This is a genomic window from Leifsonia shinshuensis, from assembly GCF_014217625.1.
In the GTDB taxonomy this organism is placed as follows: domain Bacteria; phylum Actinomycetota; class Actinomycetes; order Actinomycetales; family Microbacteriaceae; genus Leifsonia; species Leifsonia shinshuensis_A.
The window spans coordinates 493,615-512,588 of sequence record NZ_CP043641.1 but is presented as its reverse complement, the minus strand read 5'-3'; the positions used below and the strand labels follow the sequence as shown (position 1 = coordinate 512,588).

The following is an 18,974-nucleotide window of genomic DNA, read 5'->3' as shown; positions in this document are numbered from 1 at the left end:
GCGGGCCGCACGGCTTGCCCTCACTGTGAAACGCATCGGCTTCCTCAGCTTCGGCCACTACCAGGCCGTCCCCGGCTCCGTCGTGCGGACGGCCGCCGACGCCCTCCTGCAGACGGTGGAGCTCGCGGTCGCCGCGGAGGAGGTGGGGGCCGACGGCGCGTTCGTCCGGGTGCACCACTTCGCGCCGCAGCTGGCCTCCCCGTTCCCGCTGCTCGCCGCGATCGGCGCGCGCACCTCGCGCATCGAGATCGGCACCGGCGTCATCGACATGCGGTACGAGAACCCGCTGTACATGGCGGAGTCAGCGGCTGCGGCCGACCTGATCAGCGGCGAGCGCCTCCAGCTCGGCGTCAGCCGCGGATCACCGGAGACGGCGCTCGCCGGCTACGAGTCGTTCGGCTACGTTCCGGGCGAGGGCGAGTCGGACGCGGACATGGCCCGCCGGCACACCGCGATCTTCCGAGCGGCGATCGCCGGCGAGGCCATGGCGAACGCCGACCCGCGGATGACCGGCACCAGCGGCGGCCTGTCCGTCCAGCCGCTGTCGCCGACCCTTCCCGACCGGATCTGGTGGGGCGCCGGCACGCGCGCGACGGCGGAGTGGACGGCCGAGCAGGGCATGAACCTGATGTCCTCCACCCTGCTCACCGAGGACACCGGCGAGGCGTTCGACAAGCTCCAGGCCGAGCAGATCCAGCGCTTCCGCGATACGTGGGCCGAGATGGGCTGGGAGCGCGAACCGCGGGTGAGCGTCAGCCGCAGCGTCATCCCGATCGTGGACGATGAGTCCCGCCGCTACTTCGGCGCCCGGGCGCAGGTGGAGGGCCGCGACCAGGTCGGCCACCTGGACGGCGGGATCGCCCGCTTCGGCCGCTCCTACATCGGCGAGCCGGAGAAGCTGGTCGCCGAACTGGCGCAGGACGAGGCGGTGCGGATGGCGGACACGGTCCTCGTGACCGTGCCGAACCAGCTCGGCGTGGACTTCAACGCGCGGCTGCTGGAGGCAGTGGTCGGAGTGGGGCGCGAGTTGGGGTGGCGCGACTGACACGCGACGCTGGGCCCCGTGTACCCCGAACGCGGCTCTGGTCGATATCCCTGGATATGGGAGGATCGCTGTGCGGTACACCCGAATTCCGCAGCACAGGCCGTGACGGAACCGTCCGGTCCCATGGAAGGGGTGTGCTTTGCGAACTCGACGATCGGGTGCAGGATTCATCGCGGCCGGGCTGGTGCTCGCCCTCGGCGCGGTCGGGCTCGGCGCGGCCGGGCTGGTCTCAACTCCGGCGAACGCTGTGACGCTCACGAACGCCTCCACGCCGTCCGCCATCACCGGCATGTGGGCGTGGGGCAACCCGATCGACCCGTCCGTCGACCCGCGCGGCGACGGCCAGCCGGCGTTCGAGCCGAAGGCCCTGGCTTCCTTCGCGTCGGCGCACAAGCTGCGCACCGTCTACCTGTCCGTGCCGTGGGCGGCCGACCAGGGGCCGTTCGGCGCGTGGCTCCGCTCCGCGGTCACCGCGCTGCACCGCGCCGGCGTGACCACGGTCGGCGCGCTCGGCGGCGACCCGGCGTGGGCGCAGCAGCCGGACCTCGCCGCCACCTGGACCACCGCCGCTCTGAAGGCGGCGCCGTTCGACGCCGTGCAGTTCGACGTCGAGCCGTGGGTGAACGCCACCGACGACCAGCTCCCCGGCATCGTGGACCAGCTCGCCACGATGTACGACACCGCGGCGCGCGCCGCCGGCTCCGTGCCGGTCGGGGCCGACCTGCCCTGGTGGCTGGAGGCCAAGCCGACGCCCGACGGCAGCAGCACCCTGTTCCGGACCCTGCTCCCGCACGTGAAGTCGGTCGCCATCGTCGCGTTCTCCGACCACGCCGCCGGCGACGACGGGATCATCGCGCTGGCCAAGCCGGCGGCGACCGCCGCGGCCGCCGCGCGGGTGCCGTTCAGCGTCGGCGTCGAGACGGACTCGCCGGAGGTGGCCGGCGGCCCGGCCGCGACGTTCGGCGACGACTCGGCGACGGCCCTTGAAGCGCAGACGGCCCTGGTGCGGTCGGCGTTCGGCGGCCTCCAGGGCTACACGGGCGTCACCGTCGAGCACCTGCTCGCCTGGCAGGCGCTGATCGCACGCGGCTGAGCAGCAGTCAGCCGGCGTCGGCCGCCGCGTACAGCGCGGCGATGTCGATCTTCCCCATGGTGAGCATGGCCGCGTTCGCGCGACCGGCGCGCTCGCGGTCGGGATCCTGCTGCAGCTCCAGCAGGGCGCGCGGCACGATCTGCCAGCTCAGCCCCCAGCGGTCCTTCAGCCAGCCGCACGGACCCGGCTCGCCGCCGTCCGCGGTGAGGCCGTCCCAGAGCCGGTCGACCTCCTCCTGGTCGTCGCAGACCACCATGATGGATGCCGCCTCCGTGAAGGAGTACAGCGGGCCGCCGTCCAGCGCGACGTACTCGATCCCGCCCAGCTCGAAGGTCACCAGCACGATGCTGTCTCCTTCGCCGAGCCGGTCGACGCTGAGGATGCGGGAGTCCGGGACGAGCGAGACGTAGTGGCTGGTCGCCGCTTCGGCCTGGCCGTCGTACCAGAGGAACGTTCTGACCTTCTGCATGGCGGTCATGCTACGCGTGGGCGGTAGCGTAGCGGGATGGGCTACTCCAGTTTCATCGCGATCGGCGACAGCTTCACGGAGGGGGTCGGCGACGACCTCCCGGACGGCCGGCAGCGCGGCTGGGCCGACTTCGTCGCGCTCGGGCTGGCGCTCGCGTCGCCGTCGCCGGTGTACTACGCGAACCTGGCGATCCGCGGCCGGAAGCTCACCCCCATCCTCACCGAGCAACTGGACCCGGCCATCGCGCAGCACCCGCAGCTGGTGAGCCTCAACGGCGGCGGCAACGACATCATGCGCCCGCGCGTCACCATCGCCTCGGTGGCGACGCAGCTCATCGACGCCGCGGACCGGGTGGCGGCCTCCGGCAGCACGATGCTGCTGCTGAGCGGCGCCAACCCGAGCCGCCACCTGCCGATGGGCGGGCTGCTGCGCAAGCGCGGCGACGAGCTGGCGGTCGCGGTGCGCGCCCTGCTGCCCCGCGACGGCGTGCTGTTCGTCGACAACTGGGCGGACGAGTCCCTGGAGGACATCCGCTACTGGTCCCCCGACCGCCTCCACCTGAACGCGCTCGGCCACGCCCGCGTCGCCAGCAACGTGCTCACCGCGCTCGACGTGCCGGTGCCGGCCGAGTGGGGCGTCGACGAGGTGGAGGCCGCGCCCGCCGGCGAGCAGTCGCGACGCACGGCGGACTACTACCGCCGGTACGTGCTGCCCTGGATCGGCCGGCGGCTCACGGGGCGGTCGTCCGGCGACGGGCGGGTGGCGAAGATCGCGGAGCTGACCGTCGTCGACCCCGCCTCCGCCCACCCCCTCTGACCGCCGAGGGCACGTAAACGCCCCTAAAGGCGCGTTTTCGAGGCGTTTACGTGCCCTTCGCGTCAGTCGTTGTCGCCGCCGGTGGTGTCGATGCGCGTGCTTCGCGTGCCGCCGCCCCAGCGCCACTCGGCGACGGCGGGGATGTCCTCGCCGTGGTCGCGCGTGTACTGCCGCGCGTGCAGGCGCGCGTCCACCATCTCCTGACGGAACGCCGCCTCCCGCGCCGCCAGCCCCGGCACGCGGTCGAGCACGTCGATGACCAGGTGGTAGCGGTCGAGGTCGTTGAGCATGACCATGTCGAACGGCGTCGTCGTCGTGCCCTCCTCCTTGTAGCCGCGCACGTGGAGGTTGTCGTGGCCGGCCCGGCGGTAGGTGAGCCGGTGGATCAGCCAGGGGTAGCCGTGGTAGGCGAAGATGACCGGCTTGTCCGTGGTGAACAGCGCGTCGTACTCGCGGTCGTTCAGCCCGTGCGGGTGCTCGCCCTCGCTCTGCAGCCGCATCAGGTCGACCACGTTCACGACCCGCACCGCCAGGTCGGGCAGCCGGCGGCGGAGGATGTCGGCCGCGGCCAGCACCTCCAGCGTCGGGATGTCGCCGGCGCAGCCCAGCACGACGTCGGGCTCCTCGCCCTCCCGCTCGGTGCCGGCCCAGTCGAACACGCCGATGCCGCGCGTGCAGTGCGCGATCGCGTCGCGCATGCTCAGCCAGTTCGGCGACGGCTGCTTGCCCGCCACCACCACGTTCACGTAGTCGACCGAGCGGAGGCAGTGGTCGTACGTCGACAGCAGCGTGTTGGCGTCGAACGGCAGGTAGACCCGCACGACGTCGGCCTTCTTGTTGACGACGTGGTCGATGAACCCCGGGTCCTGGTGGGAGGCGCCGTTGTGGTCCTGCCGCCAGACGTGCGAGCTGAGCAGGTAGTTCAGCGACGCGATCGGGCTGCGCCACGGGATGGCGCGCGAGCTCTTCAACCACTTGGCGTGCTGGTTGAACATCGAGTCGACGATGTGGATGAACGCCTCGTACGAGGTCAGCACGCCGTGGCGTCCGGTCAGCAGGTAGCCCTCCAGCCAGCCCTGGCACTGGTGCTCGCTCAGCACCTCCATCACCCGGCCGCTCGGCGCGAGGTGGTTGTCGGAGTCGATCGGCCAGTACTCGGCGTTCCACTGCTTGCCGGTGACCTCGAAGACGTCCTGCAGCCGGTTGGAGGCCGTCTCGTCCGGGCCGAACAGCCGGAAGTCGTCCGGGTTCTGCGCCATCACGTCGCGCAGCCAGCCGCCGAGCACGCGCGTGGCCTCGGCCACGGTCTCCCCCGGAGCCGGCACGTCGACGGCGTAGTCGCGGAAGTCGGGCAGCCGCAGGTCCTGGCGCAGGAGGCCGCCGTTCGCGACCGGGTTGGCGCTCATCCGCCGGTCGCCCTCCGGCGCGTGCGAGGCGATGAGCGGGATGGGTGCGCCGGCGTCGTCGAACAGCTCCTCCGGCCGGTAGGACAGCAGCCAGTCCTCCAGCAGCCGCGTGTGCGCCTCGGTGTCGCGGGCGTCGGCGAGCGGAACCTGATGCGAGCGCCAGTTGTTCTCGGCGGGGTGGCCGTCGATCTCCTTCGGGCAGGTCCAGCCCTTGGGCGTGCGGAGGATGAGCATCGGCCACGCGGGACGGTCGATCAGGTCGCCGGACTCCGCGGCCGCCTTGATCTCGGCGATCCGGTCGAGGATGTCGTCCAGCGTCGCCGCCATCCGCTGGTGCACTTCGCGCGGGTCCTCGCCGTCGAAGCCGCCGGAGACCAGGTAGGGCGTGTAGCCGTAGCCGCGCATCAGCTCCAGCAGCTCGGCCTCCGGGATGCGTGCGAGCACCGTCGGGTTGGCGATCTTGTAGCCGTTGAGGTGCAGGATCGGCAGGACGACGCCGTCCGCCTTCGGGTTCAGGAACTTGTTCGAGTGCCACGCCGTCGCGAGCGGCCCGGTCTCGGCCTCGCCGTCGCCCACCACGGCCGCGACGAGCAGCTTCGGGTTGTCGAAGGCGGCACCGTACGCGTGCGACAGCGAATAGCCGAGCTCGCCGCCCTCGTGGATGCTGCCCGGGGTCTCGGGAGCGGCGTGCGACGGGATGCCGCCGGGGAACGAGAACTGCCGGAACAGCTTCCGCAGACCGTCCTCCGTCCGGTCGATGCCGCTGTAGATCTCGCTGTACGTGCCGTCGAGGTACGCCCCGGCGACGACGCCGGGACCGCCGTGCCCGGGGCCGGCCACGAAGATGGTGTCGAGGTCGCGCTGCCGGATCGCGCGGTTGAGGTGCGCGTAGATGAAGTTCAGGCCGGGAGTGGTCCCCCAGTGCCCGAGCAGGCGCGGCTTGATGTCGTCGCGCGAGAGCGGGCGACGCAGCAGCGGGTTGTCGAGGAGGTAGATCTGACCGACGGACAGGTAGTTGGCCGCACGCCACCAGGCGTCGAGCTGGTCGAGTTCTTGGTCGGAGAGGGTGGCTTCGTTCGACGTCTCGCTCACGCGGGAATCCTACGAGCGGTCCGCTCCGAACAACAGGGGTGGAAACCTCGACGATTGCGACACCGGCCGGACCCGTGGTGGTGCGGCACACGGGGCGCACCGGACGGACAGCGACGATCCTCCTGCACGGGGCGGCCGGCTCGTGGACGACCTGGCTGCCGGCGATCGAGGCGGCAGGCGGCGCCGACGCGCTGGACGACCTGGTCGTGCCCGACCTCCCGGGCTGGGGCGACTCGCCCGCCGACGTGAGCACTCTCGACGCGGCGTCTCTCGCGCGGGCGGTGGCGGCGACGGCGCGCGGGCTCGGCTACGAGCGCTGGCGCGTCGTCGGCCACTCGATGGGCGGCTTCGTCGCCCTGGAGCTCGCCGCCCAGGAGCCAGCGGCGACCGAGTCCCTGCTGCTCGTCTCGGCCACCACCCTCGGCGGTCGCGGCGACCGCCTGGGACGGTTCGGCCTGCTGCGCGCCTTCCCGGGGCTCGCGCTGCTGCTGGCCGGGATGCGGGCGCTCGCGGCCTCCGGCCCCGCCGCGGCCCCCTTCGTCCGCGCGCTCGAGAGGTCCGGACTCCTCGGCGCGCTGCTGGCTCCGCTTTTCGCGCTGCCGCAGCCGCTCACCGTGCACGAGCTCGCCCGCGACCTCCGGCCCGCCGCGTTCGTGCGCGCCGTCGCATGCGCCTTGCGTTATCCGGCGGCCGAGCGCTGGGCGCGTGTCCGCTGCCCCGTCCTGGCCGTGCATGGCGACCACGACGTGTTCGTGGGCGCCGACGACGACGCGAGGCTGGCGGCGATCATCCCGCGCTTCTCGGCGCTGACGCTGTCGCGGACCGGGCACTTCGGACACGTGGAGCGCCCGCGCTTCCTCGCCGGTGTCCTCGGTCCGCGCTAGGTTCGTGGCATGACGGACGAAGTGGTCACGGAATCGGTCGACGCGTCGACCTGGGACGAGCTGCAGACGGTCTTCGGCACCAAGGGCGACCCGTCCTCGTGCTGGTGCCAGTGGTTCAAGCTGAGCCGCTCCGACTGGGATGCCGCGACCCGCGAGGACACGAAGGCGCTGCTGCACGAGCAGGTGCAGGAGGGCTCCCCCGGCGTGATCGCGCGCATCGACGGCGAGCCGGTCGGCTGGGCGGCGGTCGAGCCGTTCTCCGCCTACCCCGCGCTCGGCCGGTCGCCGATCACCCGGCGCCGGGAGGGCGACCCCGAGGACGTCTGGGCGGTCACCTGCTTCGTGGTCCGGATCGAGTACCGCAAGCGCGGCGTCGCCCGCGCCCTGCTGGCCGGAGCCCTTCAGCACGCGCGCGAGCGCGGCGCGACCATTGTCGAGGGCTACCCGGTCGACCCGGAGGTCCGCCCGTCGCTGAGCGCCGCCGAGCGCTACCACGGCACGGTTTCGCTGTTCCGCGACGGCGGCTTCGAGGAAGTCCGCCGGCCGAGCGCCACCCGCGCGATCATGCGGAGGACGCTGAACTAAGCTCGGACGGTGAGTTCGCAGCGCAACCGGGTCGTCGTCGGGGCAGGCACCCAGGTCGCCACCGAGGTCAGCATCAACTTCGGCTCCTCGGTCGCCGGGCTGCTCATCCCCATCGTCGGCTCTCTCGTGGTGGTCGCCGTGCGCCAGGTGGTCACCGCCGTCTGCATCCTGCCGTTCTACCGGCCGAAGCGCGCCGAGCTGACCTGGACGCGGCTCTGGCCGGCCCTCGCCCTCGGCGTCGTGCTGGCCGCGATGAACCTCAGCTTCTACGAGGCCGTCGGCCGGCTCGGGCTCGGGATCGCCGCGACCATCGAGTTCCTCGGCCCGTTCGCGCTCGCGCTGGCCGGCTCCCGCCGGCTGCTCGACGCCGGCTGCGCGGTCGCGGCGGCGGGCGGCGTGGTGCTGCTGACCGCGACGGAGGGCGCCGTCGACCCTATCGGCGTCGTGCTCGCGCTGACCGCCGCCGCCTCCTGGGCGGCCTACATCCTGCTGACCCGGCGGGTGGCGACCCGGCTGCCCGGGCTGGAAGGGCTCAGCGTGGCGAGCGTTGTGGCGACCGTGCTCACCGTGCCGCTCGCGCTCGTCGTGGTCGACTACAGCCGGATCGACTGGCGCGTCGCCGGGCTGCTGCTGACCGCCGGGATCCTGTCCTCGGCCGTGCCGTACAGCCTGGACACCTTCATCCTGCGCCGGATCACCCCGCGGCTCTACGCCGTCATCACCGCGTTCGGGCCGGTCATCGCCACGATCTTCGGGGTCATCGTGCTCGGTGAACGCTTCGCGTTCGTGCAGCTCGTCGGCATCGTGATCGTGTGCCTGGCGGCCGGGGTCACGATCGCGACGCAACGCGACCATCCGCGCTCCGACCTGGAGTCCACGGCCGAGACCATCCCCTAGCCGGCCGAAATCAGGACAGCACGTCCTTGGTCAGGAACCGGCCGATCGCGAGCGCCCCGAAGACGGCGACGTACCCGGCCTGCAGCCACAGGTTGGACAGGAACGAGTCCCACACCAGCGGCGCGCGCAGGAAGTCGGCGAAGCCGAGCCAGTAGTGGCTGAACAGCCACGGGTGCAGCGCGTCGAGCTGCGGGAGCTGGTCGAGCACCTGCGACACCACAGCCAGCACGGCGGTCGCCGCCATCGCCCCGACCGGGACGTCGGTCAGCGTCGACAGGAACAGCCCGATCGCGCACATCCCGAGCAGCGACACCACGATGTACAGCCCGATCAGCAGCAGCCGGACCGCGGCGTCGCCGAGCGGGACCACGGCTCCCGAGAGCAGCGTCACCGGCCCGATCGGGAACAGCAGCGCGCCGATCAGCGCGCCAGCGAGCGCGACCACCAGCGCCGCGGCCACGCAGAACACCGCGCAGCCCGCGAACTTCACCGCGAGCAGCCGCAGCCGGCCGGCGGGAGCGATCACGAGGTAGCGCAGGGTCCCGTGGCTGGCCTCGCCCGCGATGGTGTCGCCGGCGACGACCCCGATGGTCAGCGGCAGGAACAGCGGGACGCACACCACGAGGGCGGTGAACGCGACGAACAGCCCGTTGCTCGTGATCTGGTCGAGGAACGCCGGCCCCCGGCCGCGGCCGGTCAGCCGCACGGCCACGGCGATGAGGATGGGAACGGCCGCCAGCGCGCCGAGCATCGCCCAGGTGCGCCACCGCCGGAACATCACCGACAGCTCGGAGCCCAGCAGCGCCCAGCCCGCCGCGGGACGTGCGCGCCGTGCGCCGACCGACGCGACCGGGCGGTCGGCCGTAGTCGCTGCGACCTCCCCGACCGGGACCGCCTCACTGCTCGACATCGAAGCCCTCCCCCGTCAGCTCCACGAAACGCTCCTCCAGGCTGGAGGACCGGACGGCGAACCCGCGCAGCCGGACGCCCGCGCCGACCAGGCGCGCGGCGATGTCCTCCACGGCGGGCGAGCCCTCGATGAGCGCGGCCTCCACCCCGTCGCCGCCGGTCTCCGGCGCGAGCCCGAACCGGGCGAGCACGTCCGCCGCGGTCGCCCGGTCCGGCGTCGTCACGCTCACGCGCGGCCCGGAGGCGCTGCGCAGCTCGTCCAGCGAGCCCTGGGCGACCAGCCGGCCGGTGCGCATGATCGCGGCGTGCGTGCAGATCTGCTCGATCTCGGCGAGCAGGTGGCTGGAGACGAACACCGTCGTGCCCTCGTCGGCGAGCGAGCGGACCAGGTTGCGCACCTCGCGCGTGCCCTGCGGGTCGAGCCCGTTGGTGGGCTCGTCGAGCACCAGGAGGTCGCGGTCGGTGAGCAGGGCGCCGGCGATACCGAGCCGCTGCTTCATGCCGAGCGAGTAGGTGCGCACGTGCTTGCCTGCCGCGTGCGTGAGGCCGACGCGCTCGAGGGCCGCCGCCACGCGCGCCGAGCGGGTCGCGCCCGACGCGTACCTGTCGGCGGTGTCGCGGCGGACCAGGTTCGCGGTGCCGGACAGGTACGGCGCGAACGCCGGCCCCTCGACCAGCGCGCCGACACGCGGCAGCACGGTCGCGCCGCGGTCGGGCATGGACTCCCCGAGCAGGTCGATCGACCCGGCGGACGGCGAGATCAGCCCCAGCAGCATCCGGATGGTCGTGGTCTTGCCCGAGCCGTTCGGCCCGAGGAACCCGAACACGGAGCCGCGCGGCACCGACAGGCTGAGCCCGTCCACGACGGCGCGCCCGCGGAAGCGCTTGGTCAGGCCGCTCGTCGCGATGGCGGCGGCGGTCGCCGCGCGGTCGCCCACGGAGGCGGCGCTCACCGGCGGTCGCTCACTGAGCGGCGGCCTGCAGGGCGGAGACGGGGACGGCTCCCGCCAGCACCCGACCGTCCGCGGTCACCAGCACCGACACCAGCGTGGTCGACAGCGCGCGGCCTCCGCCGGCCGGCTGGGTCAGCTGCGCGAGCAGCGGGTCGGCCAGCGCCTGCGCAGGGACCGTGCCCGCCGGGAGGCTCACGATGGTCGCCCAGCCGGTGCCCGTCACGGTCGGCTTGGGCCGATCGGCGCTGCCCGAGTGCTCACCACTGGTCTTCGGCGTCTGCTCGGTGACCTTCGCGCCCTTCGGCGGGGTGAACGAGAAGACGCTCGCGTCCGGAGCGCCCGGCGTGAAGTCGCTGAACCCGGCCTGGAACGCCGGCGAGGAGGCGCCGCGCGCCATCACCTGCACCTGAAGGGGGAGGCCGGTCTGCCCATCCACGGCGATGGACACCGAACCCACCAGGGTGGCGTCGGTGCGCGGCGTCAGCACCAGGTCGTACGCGTCGCGGTTGGCGACCTTCGTGTTCGCGCCGAGGGTGACCTTCGTGGCCGGGTCGACGGCGGCGAGGAACTTCTGGGCGAGCGCCTGCGGCGTGGTCGCGGTGGCGTCGGGCGTCGGCGTGGCGGTCGCGCTCTTCTCGTGCGCGGGGACGGTCGCGTGGGTGACCGACTGGTCGCTGGACTGGTAGAGCCAGACGTCCGATCCGTTGCGGATCGCGTCGCGCTCGGCGAGCTGGTCGAGCAGCTGCACACGAACCTTGGTCGGGCCGTCCACGTAGACCTTGGCCGTGTGGTCGCCCATCAGCAGCGAGAGCGTGCTCGCGATGGAGCTGTCCGCGCTGGAGGACCCGCCTCCCATCTTCGGGATGCTCGGCAGCCCCAGGTCGGAGGTCTGCTCGACGGTGCCGGAGAACGCCTTGGTGTCGCTCGACGCGACCAGCCGGAGGACGTCCTCCGGCGACTTCACGGGCAGGTCCGCCGCCCCCGCGGCGAGCGGGATGGCGATCGCGCCCGCGGCGATGGCGGCGGGGACGACGATGGCCGGGAGCCAGCGGATCAGGCGGTGCTTCATAGTCCCGAGGATACGCTCGGCGACCCGCCGCCGACCCTTCCGATTCGGTGGGAGAACCGGAAATCATCCCCAGGTATGACAGGCGCGTATGACCCGGGGATGACACGCGGAAGGCCCCGCCGCAGCGGGGCCTTCCTCATCCGCCCTAGAGGACGTCGCCGACCTTGTGGACGCGGATGTCGTTGGTGGTTCCGGGGATCCCGGGAGGGGAGCCGGAGATGATGATGACCTTGTCGCCGTTCTCGGCGCGGCCCGTCGACTTCAGCGCCTCGTCCACCTGCGCGACCATCTGGTCGGTGTGGGTGACGCGGTCCACGACGAACGACTCGACGCCCCAGAACAGGGACATCCGGCGGCGCACCGACTCCTCCGGCGTGAACGCCAGGATCGGGATCTTGTTGCGCAGGCGGGCCATCCGGCGGGCCGACTCGCCCGACTCGGTGAACACGCAGAGGTACTTGGCCTCCACGAAGTCCGCGACCTCGGTGGCGGCCAGCGTGATCGCGCCGGACTGCGTGCGCGGACGGGTGCCGAGCGGCTGGATGCGGTCGAGACCGTGCTCCTCTGTCGAGGTGACGATGCGCGCCATGGTGGCCACGGTGATCGCCGGATACTCGCCGACGCTCGTCTCGCCCGAGAGCATGACCGCGTCGGCGCCGTCGAGGACGGCGTTGGCGACGTCGGAGGTCTCGGCGCGGGTCGGGACCGGGCTGGAGATCATCGACTCGAGCATCTGGGTGGCCACGATGACCGGCTTGGCGGCGCGGCGGGCCAGCTCGACCGCGCGCTTCTGCACGATCGGGACAGCCTCCAGCGGCAGCTCGACGCCGAGGTCGCCGCGGGCGACCATGATGGCGTCGAACGCCTCGATGATCTCCTCGAGCGCCTCGACGGCCTGCGGCTTCTCGATCTTGGCGACGACGGGGACCTTGCGGCCCTCCTCCGCCATGATCTCGTGCACGCGCTCGATGTCGGCGGCGTTGCGCACGAACGACAGCGCGATGATGTCGGCGCCGAGCTTGAGGCCCCAGCGCAGGTCCGCCTCGTCCTTCTCGGAGAGCGCTGGCACGTTGACCGCGACGCCCGGGAGGTTGATGCCCTTGTTGTTGGAGACCGGACCGGCGACGACGACCTCGGTCGTCACGACGTTGCCCTCGACCTCGACGACGCGCACGCGCACCTTGCCGTCGTCGATCAGCAGGAAGTCGCCCGGCTTGACGTCGTTGGGCAGGCCCTTGAACGTGGTCGAGGAGATCTCCCTGGTGCCGATGATGTCGTCGGTGGTGATCTTGAAGATGTCGCCCTGCGCGAGATCGTAGGGGCCGGCCTCGAACTTGCCGAGACGGATCTTCGGACCCTGGAGGTCGACGAGGACCGCGACCGGCTTCCCCGCGTCGTCGGCGGCCTTGCGCACGTTGGCGTAGACCCCCTCGTGCACGTCGTAGCTGCCGTGGCTCAGATTCATCCGAGCGACGTCGACGCCCGCATCGATGATCGCGCGGATGTTGTCGTAGCTGGAGGTCGCCGGACCGAGGGTCGCGACGATTTTCGCCCTTCTCATGGGTTTTTCAGTGCTCCGTGATTCTCGCACCCCTGACGGCGCGTTCTCGTGGTGGAGGGGATCAGACGAGGATGCCCCGGTCGGTGGGTCGAACCGGGGACGGCAACTCCGTCTCCCCTTCAAGATACCGGTCCACGGCGGCTGCCGCTGCCCGGCCCTCTGCGATGGCCCAGACGATGAGCGACTGGCCGCGGCCCGCGTCGCCGGCGACGAACACGCCGGCCTCGCTGGTCTGGTAGTCGCCATCGCGCGCCACGTTGCCCCGGCCGTCGAACGGGAGGCCGAGCTGCGCGCCCAGGTCCTCCTGCTCCGGACCGGTGAAGCCGAGCGCCAGGAGGACGAGGTCCGCGGGGATCTCGCGCTCCGTCCCGGCCTTCGGCACGCGGCGGCCGTCGAGGTACTCGGTCTCCGCGACGCGGAGGGCCTTCACCTCGCCGAACTCGTTCGCGAGGAACTCGACGGTGGACGCGAGATACTCGCGCGCGCCGCCCTCCTCGTGTGCGCTCTGGACCTCGAACAGCGTCGGCGTCATCGGCCACGGCTGGTGCACGGGGCGCTCCGCCGGCGGCTGCTTGCCGATCGCGAGGTTGGTGACGCTGGCGGCGCCCTGGCGGTGCGCGGTTCCGATGCAGTCGGCGCCGGTGTCGCCGCCGCCGAGCACGATGACGTGCTTGCCGTCCGCCGTGATCTGGTCGGCGATCTGGTCGCCGGCTCCCGCCTTGTTCTGCTGGACCAGGTACTCCATCGCGAAGTGCACGCCCGCGAGATCGCGGCCCGGAATCGGGAGGTCACGCGGGACCATCGCGCCGGTGGCGACGACGACCGCGTCGTAGCGCGCCCGCAGGTCGTCCCAGGCGATGTCCACGCCGATGTTCACCCCGGCCCGGAAGCGGGTGCCCTCGGCCATCATCTGGTTCAGCCGCGCCTCGAGGTGCTTCTTCTCCATCTTGAAGTCCGGGATGCCGTAGCGCAGCAGGCCGCCGATGCGGTCGTCGCGCTCGTACACGGCGACCGTGTGGCCGGCACGGGTGAGCTGCTGCGCGGCGGCGAGGCCGGCGGGGCCGGAGCCGACGACGGCGACCGTCTTGCCGGTGAGGCGCTCCGGCGGGTGCGGCTGCACCCAGCCGTTCTGCCAGGCCTGGTCGATGATCGACACCTCGACCTGCTTGATCGTGACGGCCGGCTGGTTGATGCCGAGCACGCACGACGACTCGCAGGGCGCCGGGCAGAGCCGGCCGGTGAACTCCGGGAAGTTGTTGGTCGCGTGCAGGCGCTCGATGGCCTGCCGGCCCTCCCCGCGCCACATCAGGTCGTTCCACTCCGGGATGAGGTTGCCGAGCGGGCAGCCCTGGTGGCAGAACGGGATGCCGCAGTCCATGCAGCGTCCGGCCTGCCGGCGCAGCTGCGCCGGGTCGCCCGCCTCGTAGACCTCTTTCCAGTCCATGAGCCGCACGGACACGGGCCGGCGCTTGGGAAGCTCCCGCTCGGTCGTCTTCAGAAAACCCTTCGGGTCAGCCACCGGTCACCTCCAAGATCCGATTCCACACAATGTCGCCGTCGGGGTCGAGCCCTTCGTCGACGGCCTCCTGACGCATCTGCAGCACGGCCGCGTAGTCGCGCGGCAGTACCTTGACGAACGTCGCCATCGTGGCGTCGACGTCCGCGAGCATCCGCTCGGCGAGGGCCGAGCCGGTCTCCGCGCGGTGCTTCTCCAGCAGGTCGCGCACGATCTCGATGTCGGCGCTGCCGAGCGGCAGCAGCTCCAGCTCGCCGGTCGCCAGCGCGTCGCGGTTCACCCGCTCGCGCTTGAGGTCGTACACGTACGCCGTGCCGCCGGACATGCCGGCGCCCAGGTTGCGGCCGGTGCCGCCCAGGATGACCGCGAGGCCTCCCGTCATGTACTCCAGCGCGTGGTCGCCAACGCCCTCCACGACCGCGGTCGCGCCCGAGTTGCGGACCAGGAAACGCTCGCCCACGATGCCGCGGATGAACATGCTGCCCTGCGTCGCGCCGTAGCCGATCACGTTGCCCGCGATCACGTTGCGCTCGGCAGGGAAGACGGTCCCCCGCGGCGGGCGCACGACGATCTGGCCGCCGGAGAGGCCCTTGCCGACGTAGTCGTTGGAGTCGCCCTCCAGCCGCAGCGTGATGCCAGCGGGCAGGAACGCGCCGAGCGACTGGCCGGCGGACCCCGTCAGGGTGATGTCGATCGTGCCGGTCGGCAGGCCGTTCTCGCCGTGGCGGGCCGTGACCTCGTGACCGAGCATGGTGCCGACGGCGCGCTCGGTGTTGCGGATCGGCAGCGACAGCGCGAGCGACGCGCCCTCCGTGCCGGGGTGCGCCGAGGCGAGCACGTCCTGCGCGGCCTGGATGAGCTGGTTGTCGAAGTGCTCGTCCAGCTCGTGGTCCTGGGCACGGCCGTTCTTGCGCGGCGCGGACTCCGGGAACTCCGGCCCGCGCAGGATCGGCGTGAGGTCCATCCCCGACGCCTTCCAGTGCTCGATCGCGCGGTCGGCGTCCAGCAGCTCGGCGTGGCCGATGGCCTCGTCGAGGCTGCGGAAGCCGAGCTCGGCGAGGTACTCGCGCACCTCCTGGGCGATGAACTCGAAGAAGTTGACCACGAACTCCGGCTTGCCCGAGAACCGCGAGCGGAGCTCCGGGTTCTGGGTGGCGACGCCGACCGGGCAGGTGTCGAGGTGGCAGACGCGCATCATGACGCAGCCGGAGACCACCAGCGGGGCGGTCGCGAAGCCGAACTCCTCGGCGCCGAGCAGCGCGCCGACGATGACGTCGCGGCCGGTCTTCAGCTGGCCGTCCACCTGCACGACCACGCGCTCGCGCATGCCGTTGAGCATGAGGGTCTGCTGCGTCTCGGCCAGGCCGAGCTCCCACGGCGTGCCTGCGTGCTTGAGGGAGTTGACCGGGGACGCACCCGTGCCGCCGTCGTGGCCGGAGACCAGGATGACGTCGGCCAGCGCCTTCGCCGTCCCGGCCGCGACCGCGCCGATGCCGGACTCGCTGACCAGCTTGACGTGCACGCGGGCCTGCGGGTTGGCGCGCTTCAGGTCGAAGATGAGCTGCTTGAGGTCCTCGATCGAGTAGATGTCGTGGTGCGGGGGCGGCGAGATGAGGCCGACGCCCGCGGTGGCGTGCCGGGTGCGCGCGACCCAGGGGTAGACCTTGGTCGGCGGCAGCTGGCCGCCCTCGCCGGGCTTGGCGCCCTGAGCGAGCTTGATCTGGATGTCGTCCGCGTGGGTCAGGTACATCGAGGTGACGCCGAAGCGGCCGGAGGCGACCTGCTTGATCGCGCTGCGCCGCTCCGGGTCGAGCAGACGGTCGAGGTCCTCGCCGCCCTCGCCCGTGTTCGACTTGCCGCCGAGGCGGTTCATCGCGATGGCGAGCGTCTCGTGCGCCTCCTTGGAGATCGAGCCGTAGCTCATCGCCCCGGTGGAGAAGCGCTTGACGATGGACTCGACCGGCTCGACCTCGTCGATCGGGATGGCCGGGCGCACGCCGGACCGCAGCGCGAACATCCCGCGGAGGGTCATCAGCGACTCGGACTGGTCGTCCACGAGCTTCGTGTACTCGCGGAAGACGTCGTACCGGCGCGTGCGCGTGGAGTGCTGCAGGCGGAACACCGTCTCCGGGTTGAAGAGGTGCGGTGCGCCGTCGCGGCGCCACTGGTACTCGCCGCCGGTCTGCAGCCGCTCGTGCGCGAGGATCGCGCCCTCCGGCGGGTAGGCGGCGATGTGGCGCGCCATGTTCTCCGCCGCGATGACGTCGATGCCGACGCCGCCGAGCTTGCTCGTTGTGCCCGTGAAGTACTGGTCGACGAACTCCTGGCTGAGGCCGACGGCCTCGAACGCCTGGGCGCCCGCGTACGAGGACACCGTCGAGATGCCCATCTTGGACATGATCTTCAGCACGCCCTTGCCGAGCGCCTTGATCACGTTCTTGACCGCCTTTTCGGGCGTGACGTTGGTGATCATCCCGCTGCGGACGAGCTCCTCGCAGGTCTCCATCGCCAGGTACGGGTTGATCGCCGAGGCGCCGTAGCCGATCAGCAGCGCGACATGGTGCACCTCGCGGACATCGCCGGCCTCCACGATCAGGCCGCACTTCATGCGGTTCTCGGCGCGGATCAGGTGGTGGTGCACGGCCGCGAGCATGAGCAGCGACGGGATGGGCGCGAGGTCCTTGGTCGAGTCGCGGTCGCTCAGCACGATGAACTGCGCTCCGGCTTCGATGGCTTCGTCCACCTCGTCGCACATCTCGGCGAGCCGCGCCTGCATGGCGTCGGGGCCGGCGTCCGAGCGGTACAGGCCGCGCAGGGTCGTGGTGAGCCGGCTGCCCGGGCGCGGGTCGATGTGCTGGATCTTGGCCAGCTCGTCGTTGTCGATCACCGGGAAGTCGAGGACGACCTGCCGAGCGTGCTCCGGGCCCGCGGTCAGCAGGTTGCGCTCCGGGCCGAGGCCGAGCGCCAGGGAGGTCACGACCTCCTCGCGGATGGAGTCCAGCGGCGGGTTGGTGACCTGCGCGAACTGCTGCGTGAAGTAGTCGAACAGCAGCCGGGGGCGCTCGGAGAGCACTGCGACCGGGGTGTCGGAGCCCATCGCGCCGAGCGGCTCGGCGCCCGTCGTCGCCATGGGCTTCAGCAGGACGCGCACCTCCTCCTCGGTGTAGCCGAAGGTGCGCTGGCGGCGCGTGACGGAGGCCGGAGTGTGCACGATGTGCTCGCGCTCCGGAAGGTCCTTGAGGTTGATCCGGCCGTCGGCGAGCCAGTCGCCGTAGGGCGCGCCCGCGGCGAGCTCGGACTTGATCTCGTCGTCCTCGATCAGGCGGCCGGCGACGGTGTCCACCAGGAACATCCGGCCCGGGCGCAGCCGGCCCTTGCGCACGACGCGGCTCGGCTCGATGTCGAGCACGCCGATCTCGGAGGCGAGCACCACCAGGCCGTCGTTGGTGACGACGTAGCGGCCGGGGCGCAGGCCGTTGCGGTCGAGCGTCGCTCCGACGAGCGAGCCGTCGGTGAACACGATCGCGGCCGGGCCGTCCCACGGCTCCATGAGCATCGAGTGGTACTCGTAGAAGTCGCGGCGGACAGGGTCGATCTCGGTCTGGTTCTCCCAGGCCTCCGGCACCATCATCATGACCGCGTGCGGCAGCGACCGGCCGGTGAGCGAGATGAGCTCCACGACCTCGTCGAAGGAGGCCGAGTCGGAGGCGCCGGGGGTGACGATCGGCAGCACAGGCGAGAGGTCGCCCAGCAGCTCGCTCTCCAGCTGCGACTGGCGGGCGCGCATCCAGTTGCGGTTGCCCGAGACCGTGTTGATCTCGCCGTTGTGCGCGATCATCCGGAACGGCTGCGCGAGCGGCCAGGACGGGAACGTGTTCGTGGAGTACCGCGAGTGCACGAGCGCCAGCTTGGAGGCGAAGCGCTGGTCGGAGAGGTCCGGGTAGAACGGCTCCAGCTGGAGGGTCGTGACCATGCCCTTGTAGACCAGGGTGCGGCTGGACAGCGACGAGAAGTACAGGTCGAGCTCGCGCTCGGCGCGCTTGCGCAGGAAGAACGTCAGCCGGTCGAGCGCGATCCCGGAGACCGGCTCGCCGCGCTCGTCGACGCGGGTGCTCGCGACGAAGAGCTGCTCGATGACCGGCATGGCGTCGCGGGCCAGGGTGCCCAGCTCGTCCGGGCGGACCGGGACCGGACGCCAGCCGAGCACGGTGAGGTCGTGATCGGCGGCGATGGCCTCCACCGCGGCCTTCACGCTCTCGCGCGCGTCGGCCTCCGTCGGCAGGAAGGCGTTGCCGACCGCGTAACGGCCGGCGCTCGGCAGCTCCAGGCCGGACACGGCGCGCAGGAACGCGTCGGGGACCTGCGTGATGATGCCCGCGCCGTCGCCGGTGCCGGCGTCGGAGCCGACCGCGCCGCGGTGCTCCAGGTGGCGCAGCGCCTCGAGCGCCGCGTCGATGATGTCGTGACCGGCTGTCCCGCGGAGCGTCGCGACCATGGCGAGGCCGCACGCGTCCTTCTCGGCGGCGGGGTCGTAGAGACCCTGCTTGCCGGGAACCGTGCTGAACCGGGAGTGGGGAGGCGTAACCGCCATAATTCGACCGTCCTCACAGTGTCGTGGATGTGGGGATGTGGAGTGCGGGGACGCCTTCGGCCCGATGCTGGGAGGTTCCGCCGCAACT

Annotated in this window: 14 protein-coding genes; 6 read left to right on the top strand and 8 right to left on the bottom strand. The window is 71.8% G+C overall.

Translation table 11 applies throughout. The features are described from left to right. Positions 1 to 25: 25 nt before the first annotated feature. On the top strand, positions 26 to 1,045 hold the full coding sequence (locus F1C12_RS02490; protein ID WP_185277284.1) for an LLM class flavin-dependent oxidoreductase: 1,020 nt from the start codon (positions 26 to 28) through the stop codon (positions 1,043 to 1,045). 139 nt (positions 1,046 to 1,184) lie between these two features. After that, a complete protein-coding gene (locus F1C12_RS02485) occupies positions 1,185 to 2,138 on the top strand; it encodes a hypothetical protein (protein WP_258046081.1) in 954 nt (317 codons plus the stop codon). Between the two features lie 7 nt (positions 2,139 to 2,145). On the opposite strand, the gene F1C12_RS02480 is transcribed toward F1C12_RS02485, so the two are convergent. Beyond that, positions 2,146 to 2,607, bottom strand: coding sequence for a VOC family protein (locus tag F1C12_RS02480; protein WP_185277283.1), 462 nt, complete (start codon positions 2,605 to 2,607; stop codon positions 2,146 to 2,148). A gap of 36 nt (positions 2,608 to 2,643) precedes the next feature. Here F1C12_RS02480 and F1C12_RS02475 point away from each other — a divergent pair, with 36 nt between their 5' ends. Then, positions 2,644 to 3,423: an SGNH/GDSL hydrolase family protein gene (locus tag F1C12_RS02475; protein ID WP_185277282.1), complete on the top strand. Its 780-nt coding sequence runs from the start codon at positions 2,644 to 2,646 to the stop codon at positions 3,421 to 3,423. Between the two features lie 62 nt (positions 3,424 to 3,485). Here F1C12_RS02475 and F1C12_RS02470 read toward each other — a convergent pair whose 3' ends face one another. Next, entirely contained in the window at positions 3,486 to 5,921 is a 2,436-nt protein-coding gene (locus F1C12_RS02470) for a phosphoketolase family protein (RefSeq protein ID WP_185277281.1), read from the bottom strand. A gap of 38 nt (positions 5,922 to 5,959) precedes the next feature. Between F1C12_RS02470 and F1C12_RS02465 the strand changes: the two genes are divergently transcribed. The 3 genes from F1C12_RS02465 to F1C12_RS02455 are packed head-to-tail and all read left to right on the top strand — an operon-like array spanning position 5,960 to position 8,287. Then, the gene (locus F1C12_RS02465) at positions 5,960 to 6,805 is read left to right on the top strand and encodes an alpha/beta fold hydrolase (RefSeq protein ID WP_258046080.1); all 846 of its coding nucleotides are present in this window, start codon (positions 5,960 to 5,962) and stop codon (positions 6,803 to 6,805) included. A gap of 9 nt (positions 6,806 to 6,814) precedes the next feature. Beyond that, on the top strand, positions 6,815 to 7,390 hold the full coding sequence (locus F1C12_RS02460; protein WP_185277280.1) for a GNAT family N-acetyltransferase: 576 nt from the start codon (positions 6,815 to 6,817) through the stop codon (positions 7,388 to 7,390). 9 nt (positions 7,391 to 7,399) lie between these two features. Further along, positions 7,400 to 8,287 (top strand): EamA family transporter, encoded by an 888-nt coding sequence (locus F1C12_RS02455; RefSeq protein WP_185277279.1) that lies wholly within the window; start codon positions 7,400 to 7,402, stop codon positions 8,285 to 8,287. Between the two features lie 10 nt (positions 8,288 to 8,297). Here F1C12_RS02455 and F1C12_RS02450 read toward each other — a convergent pair whose 3' ends face one another. The 6 genes from F1C12_RS02450 to gltB all read right to left on the bottom strand — a co-directional run bounded on the left by F1C12_RS02450 (position 8,298) and on the right by gltB (position 18,886). Continuing rightward, positions 8,298 to 9,197: an ABC transporter permease gene (locus F1C12_RS02450; protein ID WP_185277278.1), complete on the bottom strand. Its 900-nt coding sequence runs from the start codon at positions 9,195 to 9,197 to the stop codon at positions 8,298 to 8,300. After that, on the bottom strand, positions 9,184 to 10,149 hold the full coding sequence (locus F1C12_RS02445; RefSeq protein ID WP_185277277.1) for an ABC transporter ATP-binding protein: 966 nt from the start codon (positions 10,147 to 10,149) through the stop codon (positions 9,184 to 9,186). Before F1C12_RS02445 ends, F1C12_RS02450 begins: the two co-directional genes overlap by 14 nt. 10 nt (positions 10,150 to 10,159) lie before the next feature. Then, positions 10,160 to 11,218: a LolA family protein gene (locus F1C12_RS02440; protein ID WP_185277276.1), complete on the bottom strand. Its 1,059-nt coding sequence runs from the start codon at positions 11,216 to 11,218 to the stop codon at positions 10,160 to 10,162. A 145-nt stretch (positions 11,219 to 11,363) separates the two neighbouring features. After that, on the bottom strand, positions 11,364 to 12,779 hold the full coding sequence (gene pyk / locus F1C12_RS02435) for a pyruvate kinase (RefSeq protein ID WP_185277275.1): 1,416 nt from the start codon (positions 12,777 to 12,779) through the stop codon (positions 11,364 to 11,366). A gap of 61 nt (positions 12,780 to 12,840) precedes the next feature. Continuing rightward, positions 12,841 to 14,298: a glutamate synthase subunit beta gene (locus F1C12_RS02430; RefSeq protein ID WP_185277274.1), complete on the bottom strand. Its 1,458-nt coding sequence runs from the start codon at positions 14,296 to 14,298 to the stop codon at positions 12,841 to 12,843. Then, a complete protein-coding gene (gltB, locus tag F1C12_RS02425; RefSeq protein WP_185277273.1) occupies positions 14,291 to 18,886 on the bottom strand; it encodes a glutamate synthase large subunit in 4,596 nt (1,531 codons plus the stop codon). Before gltB ends, F1C12_RS02430 begins: the two co-directional genes overlap by 8 nt. Positions 18,887 to 18,974: the final 88 nt, after the last annotated feature.